Raw genomic sequence first — 8,743 nt, 5'->3', positions numbered from 1 at the left:
ACATGGACCTGATGACTTGACGTATGGTAGGTAAGACCGGAAAGTCTCCCTGCCGGTCGCCTTCCCGGACAAATGATCATGTTGTCAAGGAACAGGCGTGTCAAGGAGCTTTCGCGGCATATCCTCGCTTCGCTCCGGTATTCCACGTTCTCCTTGACACGGCGTAGAGGTTATCCCACTCTCTTGATCGCCGGAGCCTCCTGATTCACCGATCGGACTCCTTGCTCTTTCGTTTTCCGCCACTGCCAATATTCAGCCATATCCAAGTATTTGCGCCCTGACATCCATTTTTCATCGATTTCGATCAACACGGCACCAACGAGGCGATACACCGATTCCCGGTTCGGAAAGATGCGGATGACCCGTTCTCTGCGACGAATTTCTTCGTTCAGCCGTTCCACTCCGTTGGTCGTGCGCAGGCGCCGCCGGTAACGGTCCGGATAGTCCAATACGGCGGTGGCGTCTTCGAATCCCTCTTCGAGGATTTGCATGGCTTTTGGGGCTTTTTCTTCCCATTTGGCCAGCACTTGTTCCAATAACAGCCGGGCCGTTTGCTTATTTGGAGCATGAAGAATCCCACGAATCTCCTCGAGCAAGGCATCCTGCATATACTTTGGTGCGGCATCGAGGATATTGCGAATAAAATGTGTCTGGCATCGTTGCCATGTAGCGCCTTGGAAATGCTTTTCAATGGCTTGCACCAGCCCACCGTGCTGATCCGAGATGATCAAGTCCACTCCCCGGAGTCCCCGGTCTTTCAGCCATCCGAAGAACTCGCTCCAGCTGGACTCCGATTCACTGTTTCCGATTTGCAGGCCAAGAATTTCTCGATATCCTTCCTCATTCACTCCTGTAGCGATCAACACGGCTCTGGAGCGTACTCGTCCATCCTCCCGGACTTTCGTATAAATAGCATCTACTAGCACAAACGGATACACGTGTTCATGAAGGGAACGATAATTCCAGTCTTGGATAATCGGATCCAGTCCCTTGCACAGTGAGGAGACCGTGGATTTGGAAAACGAAGTGCCGCATAATTCCTCCGTGATTTGAGTGATTTTTCGGGTAGACACCCCGTTTACCACCATTTCCATTAGTGCCAGTACCAGTGCTTGTTCGCTCCGTTGATACCGTTGGAACAGTTCCGTAGAGAACTCCCCATCTCTTGTCCGTGGAACGCGCAAGGTCAACCGTCCTACCCGGGTCGTCAGCTGGCGTGGATACGAACCGTTTCGATAGCCTTTTCGTTCTTCCGTTCGTTCATAACGGCGAGCTCCCAGCTGTTCTTCTACTTGTGCCTCGAGGATTTGATTGAGGACTTGTTCCAATAGCTTAGCTAATCCCTCATCTCTGGTGAATAACCCGTGCAAAAGTTCATCATTTAGGGTAATATGATATTGAGCCATGGTTGCATTCCTCCTTATGTTTGGTGTTTTTGGTCCACTGTTTATTCTACCAAAGGGGAAGCAACATGGCTCTTTTTCTATTTCCCTTTTTACACAATTATATGGACTTAACTCAACAAGCTTGCATAGTCTCTTTTGAGCTAATTATCATTTAATTTTGAAAGTAGATGCAATTAGATATTGACTTCGAAATATTTCGATAAGTATAATAACAACAAGGAAAGCGTTTACCTAGAAAGCTACGTCTAGTTAGGGTAAGCGCTTAACCTAACAATGGATAAAATGTTAAAAGGCAGGTCAAGATGATGGAGAAAGTAAAAGTGGGGATTGTAGGTTTAGGGAGATTAGGTAGAAGGCATGCGGAAAATTTAGCGTTCAGAATTCCGAATTGTGAGTTATTGGCTGTTTGTAGTGTAAATGCGGAAGAAGTTGAACAGGTCCAACACGATTGGAATATTAAGTACGGTTATACGGATTTTGATAGGATGTTGGAAAATAAGGAGTTAGATGCCATTTTTATTTCGTCTCCGTCTGGGTTTCATTGTGAGCAAATTCAGAAGGCATTAAATGCAGGTTTTCATGTTTTTTGTGAGAAGCCGCTCGGATTATATTTAGAGGAAGCCTTGTTGGTTCAAGAGGTCGTTCGGAAGCACAAAGATAAGGTCTTTATGATTGGTTTCATGAGGAGATACGATAAGTCTTATGCTTATGCGAAAAAGAAAATTGAGGAAGGGAAAATTGGAGAGCCGATTTTAATTCGCTGTTATAGTCTTGATCCGGCGAAGGCAATTCGTGGGTTTATGCAGTTTGCAAAGAGTAATTACAGTGGTGGGTTGTTCTTGGATATGGCCATCCATGACTTGGATTTGGCTCGTTGGTACTTAGGGGCTGAGGCGAAACAAGTATGGGCTGTCGGAGGGGCTTATGCTCATCCGGAGTTTAGGGAACTAAATGACGCAGAAACTGGAGCTGTGTTAGTAAAGTTCGAAAACGATAAAATCGGTATTTTTGTTGCCGGCCGAAACTGTGCGCACGGGTACCATATCGAGACAGAAATCATTGGTACGAAAGGAACATTAAGGATCGGAACAATTCCTGAAAAAAATATGGTCACTGTCTTTGATGAAAACGGTGCTATCAAAGAATGCTCAGATGGGTTTTTAGAGAGATTTGAGCAGGCGTATTTAAGTGAGGCTGAAGAGTTCATTTCATGTATTAGGGAGAATAGACAGCCAAAGGTCACTGTAGAAGACGGGGTAATTTCAACGGCTCTTGGTTACGCATGTAAGAAATCATTTGAAACAGGAGAACTGGTTAATGTTGAATCTCTGATGAACACAGTTGCTTCCTCTTAAGTCTCAGACACTGCTTATAAGCACCTATATGTGCCTATCAAAGACAACGCTATTACATAAACGGGAGGATAGATAGGGTGAGAATACGTTGGGGGATATTGGGTGCGGCTAATATTGCGTACGATCAACTAGTACCTGCATTACGTCGTTCCAACCGCGCCATAGTATCGGCTGTTGCTTCGAAAAGCAAGCGGAAGGCAGAACGGTTTCAAGTGCCGACCATCTATGAAAGCTATGAAGAACTGTTACAATCTCCAACCATAGATGCCGTTTATATTCCGCTTCCAAATGCTCTCCATGCTGAATGGGCAATAAAGGCGATGAATTGTGGAAAGCATGTTTTGCTAGAAAAACCTGCAGCGTTGACGGAGTCAGAGATGATAGAGATGAAGACGGCGGCCGAGAAAAACGGGGTCGTCTTTATGGAAGCATTTATGTATCAATTTCATAGACAGCATAAACGCATGAAAGAGCTGCTTGAATCAGGGATTATAGGAGAATATCGACATGTAAAAGCGCATTTTTCATGGATGTTGCGGGATCGCGAGGACATACGATTGAAGCCGGAACTGGGCGGGGGAGCCATGCGCGATGTTGGATGTTACGGATTGCATGTTGTCACCCAAATCGTCGGCCTTAAGCCTATAAAGATTTCTATGTTTGGAAAGATTCATCCTGAATTCGGCGTTGATACTACATCAACTTGTACGTTGATTGATGAGAAAAATCGCACAGCAGAGATTTCTGCTTCGATGGAGCTACCGTTTATCAATCGTTATGAAATTATCGGTTCGAATGGTTCGATCATTGTGGATTCCGCTTTCCGCCCCGACGTGTCAAATGATGGGTTTGGTAAGATTACCGTAAGAGATGAAAATAGTCATGTGATTTTCTTTGAAAGAATTAAGGATGATCAATATTTAAACCAGGTAGAACATTTTCACGATTGCATTCTCGAAAACAAAGAGCCGATATACAATGCTAGTCACTCGTTAGAAATGGCTCTTTATTTGGAAAAAGGCTATCAGTCACTTGAAAATCACTCGATAGTGATGGATGTGAAATAAAAATATAGAAAGCGCTTAATCTATCGTTAAAACGCATCACTTAGGAAAATAAAACTCACGTGTAACGCGAGCTATTTATGGGATCATTCTTTCTCGAAAACGGTTGATGGTTTAAAAATTCTAAAAAATACTTTTAAAAATAGTTGAAAAAGTAAGATAAGTTCATTTATAATTTAATCGTAAATAAGGAAAGCGCTTTCCTTAAGGGAGGATGTGGCAGATTGCCAGAAAGGGGTCAGTATATGGCAGTACGTACTGAGAGTCTCCTCGAAATGAAGGGCATCAAAAAAAGCTTTGATCAAAACCATGTGCTTAAAGGAATTGACCTTGATATCAAACCTGGCGAAGTTCATGTTTTGCTTGGTGAAAACGGTGCAGGAAAATCTACCCTTATCAAAATTTTAACGGGTGCTTATCAAAAAGATGCTGGTGAAATTTATTGGGAAGGAAAGCCCGTTAATCTTCAAACACCGATTGATGCTATGAGGTTAGGGATCGCTACCATTTATCAAGAGTTAAATGTCATTCCTCAACTCAAAGTTTACGAAAATATTTTCCTGGGCCGGGAATTAAAGCGCGGCGGCAAAATGTCCATGCTTGACCATAAGGCGATGCGGGAAGAAGCTAAACGATGTTTAGGAATGCTTGGACAAAGCCCGAATCTCGTTGATATGCAACTTGGAAAACTTGGGATAGGGCAGCAGCAACTCGTGGAGATTGCGAAAGCGCTCGCCTTTGATGCCAAGCTGATTATTATGGATGAACCTACTTCTAGTCTTAGTGCTCAAGAGGTAGAGCAGTTATATATGTGTGTAGAACAGTTGAAGAAAAAAGGAATCGCGATTTTGTTTATCTCACATAAACTTGAAGAGATTAAGAGATTAGGTGACCGAATTACGATTCTTCGAGATGGGTTTAAGATTGAAACAATGCCTGTGCAAACAACGGATCCTGATTATTGGATTGAATTGATGGTCGGTCGTTCATTGGATGAGAAATTTCCGAAGCAAACCTTTACACTCGGCAAGGAAGGATTCAGAGTCGAGGGTCTAGAGGTTGCGGGGGCTCCGGAGCCGGTCGGGTTCAGTGTTCGATACGGTGAAATTGTTGGCATCGCTGGACTTGTTGGTGCTGGACGTACTGAACTTGCTCGGGCGATATTTGGAGCCGATCCGAGTCGCAATGGAAAGATTTTTATTGATGGCAAGGAAGTGAAGATCAAATCTCCACGCGATGCCATTGATGCGGGGATCGCCTTGATTACAGAAGACCGAAAAGGGGAGGGGCTTCTCCTCGATCAAACGCTAGATTTTAACATTACGATGGCGAATATGAAAAAATTCGCCAAAAAATCGAGGTTAATCGATTTAAAAGGAATTCGCGAGGAAGCGAAACGGTTTATTAAGGAATTAAAGATTCGCCCGGATAACATTGAGCTCAAAGCTCGTAACTTGAGCGGAGGCAATCAGCAAAAAGTGGTTATTGCTAAGTGGTTGTGTACAAAGGCGAAAGTGTTTATTTTTGATGAACCCACAAGAGGGATTGATGTCGGGGCGAAGGTAGAAGTGTACCGTTTAATGAATGAATTGGTGGAGAATGGTGCTATTGTTATTATGATTTCTTCAGAGCTTCCCGAAATTCTCGGGATGTGCGACCGAGTCCTTGTCATGAGAGAAGGCAAAATAACCGCCGATTTACCGATTGGGGAGGCTACTCAAGAACGGATTATGAAAGCGGCTACAGGAGCGTGAGAATAGGTATGAGTCAAGTGGTAGTGAAAACAAAAAATGAAGTAATGAATGGCACGCTTAAGCGGGTGTTAAGCAAGTTTGGACCACTGATCGGCCTCATCTTGTTAATCATGGTGCTGACGGTCCTATCTCCTAAATTCTTAACGGTCAATAATGTAATGAATATCGCTCGCCAGTCGTCCATCAATGCTCTATTGGCAATTGGTATGCTTCTTCCGATATTAACAGCAGGGATTGATTTGTCTGTCGGTTCATTGCTCGCCCTTTCGATTATGATGATGGGGATTGTTACTGTAAACATGGGAATGTCCCCGTTTTTAGGGATTTTAGTTTGTCTCGCAGTTGGTGCAGGGTTCGGCTGGTTGAATGGTATTTTATTAACGAAATTACGTTTGCCACATCCGTTTATTTCAACGCTCGGTACGATGAATATTGCTCGGGGTATAGCTCTCATCGTTACGGGAGCAGCTCCAATTGCCGGTTTTCCTTATGCCATTCAATTTCTTGGTCGTGAATTCGTTGGTCCGATTCCGGTGAGCTTTTTGCTTGTCATCGTGGTGTATGTGATCTTCCATATTTTCTTAACGAGAACACAGACAGGGCGTTATATTTATGCCATTGGGGGGAATCCAGAAGCTGCCCGTCTGTCAGGTATCAATGTGGATCGAGTATTAATTATTGTCTATACCATCAGCGGTTTAATGGCGGGACTTGCCGGTCTCGTTATGGTTGGACGTGTTAACTCTGCTTTCCCTCTTGCCGGCCTTTCTTATGAACTTGATGCGATTGCAGCTGTGATTATTGGAGGCGCCAGTTTCATGGGCGGGGTTGGCACTGTATGGGGGACATTAATTGGTGCCTTGATTATTGCGGTTCTCAGAAATGGACTTAACCTTTTGAACGTCCCAGCTGATTTCCAAATGACCGTAATCGGAACGGTAATCATTGCCGCTGTATTTGTAGATGTTCTTCGACAACGGAAGAGCAAAAAGGCTTAAATACCATTTTCGCTAGGGCAAAAAAATGGAAAATGAGGAGGTTTTATTTTATGATAAAAAAGAAAACGAAGTTGTTCAGCACAGCAGTTGTCTTAACTTGTATGGCTCTTTTGGCCGGGTGCGGTGGTTCTAAAGGGGCAAGCGGGGGTGGAGGCGAGGAACGAGTCGCGGTTGTTTTGAAAACGTTATCTAGCCCTTACTGGAAATATGTCGAGGCTGGAGCAAAGGCTGCAGGTAAAGAACTTGGTGTGGATGTGACTGTTGTTGGGCCAAATGCAGAGTCCGAAGTGATGCAGCAAATCAACATGATCGAAGATCAATTGAACCAGTCACCCGGTGCGCTTGTCGTCTCTCCGTCGCAACCGGATACAGTAGTGCCTGTATTAGAAACTGCGACTGTTCCAGTTCTTCTTATAGATACGGATGCCAAACTCAAAAATAAAACAAGCTTTATTGGTACTGAAAACTATGAGGCAGGGTATGAAGGCGGGAAGTTACTCTCTTCGCTGCTTCAAAAAGGAGATAAAGTAGCGATCATTTCAGGTGCCCTCGGAAATACAGCGACGGATGAACGTGTGAAAGGAGCCAAAGCTGCTCTCGAAGAGGCAGGGATGGTGATTGTTGCTGAGCAACCTGCTGATAGTGATAAAACAAAAGCGATGTCTGTCATGGAAAATATCCTGCAGAAAAATAACGATGTAAAAGGTGTATTCGCTGCAAATGACGATATGGCCCTTGGGGTTTTACGCGCAGTTGAAGCGAAAGGGCTAGACGTTAAAGTGATTGGTACAGACGGGACTTTAGAGGCAGTGGAATCGATTTTGGATGGAAAACTGGCCGGTACGATTGCGCAAAACCCGTATAAGATGGGATATGAAGGCGTGAAAAATGCACTAGCCGCTATTAATGGCGAAAAAGTTGACAAACGTATCAATAGCGGTGTTGAAGTGATCACGAAAGACAACGCTCAAGAGAAATTAGAATTTCTCAAAACGATATCAAAATAGGTGTATTTGGAAGGGAAAGGACTATCTAAGGGGTTTGAACATATTATGAGACCTACTATTTACGATGTAGCTGAACGAGCAGGTGTATCGATAGCGACCGTATCAAAGGTACTTAATAATACGGGGAATATTAGTGATCGAACCAAAAAAAAGGTTATAAAGGTCATGCAGGAGCTTGGATATCACCCGAACAGTTTGGCTGCAGCGTTAACCGGTAAAAAAACATTTACAATTGGTGTGTTAGTTCCTGATATCGCTAACCCATTTTTTGCTGAGGTTTCCCGGGCATTAGAGAATTATGCCCGGGAAACCGGATATGCGATTATATTGTGCAGTACTGACTATCAGCTCGAACGGGAACAGTATTATCTTGATCTTCTTATGAAAAAACAGGTGGATGGCATTATCATTGCTACAGAACCAAAGGATCTAAATGCCTTCCAGACACTCCAATCAAGAGATATTCCATTTTTGATGTTTTCTATTGATCATCTCGCCTTATCTTCGCATGTAGTTACTACTGATGATATAAGGGGAGGGTATCTTGCCGGGCGTTATCTACTAGATAAAGGACATCGCCGTTTGGCTATCATTGCAGAGTTAAATCGCCCGAGCGGACGCCTGAGATTGGAAGGATTTAGAAGAGCTCTTTCTGATCACGGAATTGAATTGGATCAACGTTTCATTATTGACTCTATTTCTAAAATTGAAGATGCAAAGATAGCGTCACAAAAAATTCTTCATCTGTCGGAAAGACCGACAGCTGTCTTTGCGACAACAGATTTAATTGCTGTGGTTTTTATGAACGAAGCTCGAAAGACAAATGTATCAGTTCCGGAAGATATTTCTGTCATTGGGTTTGATAATACGATCCATGCAGAAATTGCAGATCCTGGGTTAACGACGATTGCCCAGCCGATTGATGAGTTGGCTCGCTATGCTATCTATAAGTTACTCGAGTCCATTGAAAACCCTCAAATCCCAAGTCATCGGATTATGCTGACACCATCTCTAATTGAACGGGAGTCAGTAAAGGATTTAAACGGTCATTGTTAGTACCATGAAAATAGCACCGATATGTATATTCGGTGTCTTTATTTTCACAAATAAGTAAAGCGCTTACCCTTTGTTCCCTCCCTCGATCTGTTTAAAACTCACA

Annotated in this window: 7 protein-coding genes; 6 read left to right on the top strand and 1 reads right to left on the bottom strand. The window is 43.6% G+C overall.

Annotated elements, in window-relative coordinates:
- Window positions 1-170: 170 nt before the first annotated feature.
- Window positions 171-1,406, bottom strand: a complete 1,236-nt coding sequence (locus GZ1_RS16730) for an IS256 family transposase (protein ID WP_031406929.1) — start codon at window positions 1,404-1,406, stop codon at window positions 171-173.
- A 302-nt stretch (window positions 1,407-1,708) separates the two neighbouring features.
- On the opposite strand from GZ1_RS16730, the gene iolG reads away from it, so the two are divergent.
- The 6 genes from iolG to GZ1_RS16700 all read left to right on the top strand — a co-directional run bounded on the left by iolG (window position 1,709) and on the right by GZ1_RS16700 (window position 8,640).
- Complete coding sequence (iolG, locus tag GZ1_RS16725; protein ID WP_008880019.1) at window positions 1,709-2,761, top strand: inositol 2-dehydrogenase; 1,053 nt, start codon at window positions 1,709-1,711, stop codon at window positions 2,759-2,761.
- 77 nt (window positions 2,762-2,838) lie between these two features.
- The gene (locus tag GZ1_RS16720) at window positions 2,839-3,828 is read left to right on the top strand and encodes a Gfo/Idh/MocA family protein (protein ID WP_060788931.1); all 990 of its coding nucleotides are present in this window, start codon (window positions 2,839-2,841) and stop codon (window positions 3,826-3,828) included.
- 242 nt (window positions 3,829-4,070) lie between these two features.
- Window positions 4,071-5,579: a sugar ABC transporter ATP-binding protein gene (locus tag GZ1_RS16715; protein ID WP_011887535.1), complete on the top strand. Its 1,509-nt coding sequence runs from the start codon at window positions 4,071-4,073 to the stop codon at window positions 5,577-5,579.
- An 8-nt stretch (window positions 5,580-5,587) separates the two neighbouring features.
- Window positions 5,588-6,577 carry an ABC transporter permease gene (locus GZ1_RS16710; protein ID WP_008880023.1) on the top strand — a complete coding sequence of 330 codons (990 nt, stop codon included), beginning with the start codon at window positions 5,588-5,590 and terminating at the stop codon, window positions 6,575-6,577.
- A 50-nt stretch (window positions 6,578-6,627) separates the two neighbouring features.
- A complete protein-coding gene (locus GZ1_RS16705) occupies window positions 6,628-7,584 on the top strand; it encodes a sugar ABC transporter substrate-binding protein (protein WP_008880024.1) in 957 nt (318 codons plus the stop codon).
- A gap of 45 nt (window positions 7,585-7,629) precedes the next feature.
- A complete protein-coding gene (locus GZ1_RS16700; protein WP_060788930.1) occupies window positions 7,630-8,640 on the top strand; it encodes a LacI family DNA-binding transcriptional regulator in 1,011 nt (336 codons plus the stop codon).
- Window positions 8,641-8,743: the final 103 nt, after the last annotated feature.

The sequence above is a fragment of the Geobacillus zalihae NBRC 101842 genome, from assembly GCF_001544135.1.
Classification (GTDB): domain Bacteria; phylum Bacillota; class Bacilli; order Bacillales; family Anoxybacillaceae; genus Geobacillus; species Geobacillus zalihae.
Note: the sequence above shows the minus strand (reverse complement) of the source record. Positions and strands in the feature narration are given on the sequence as shown.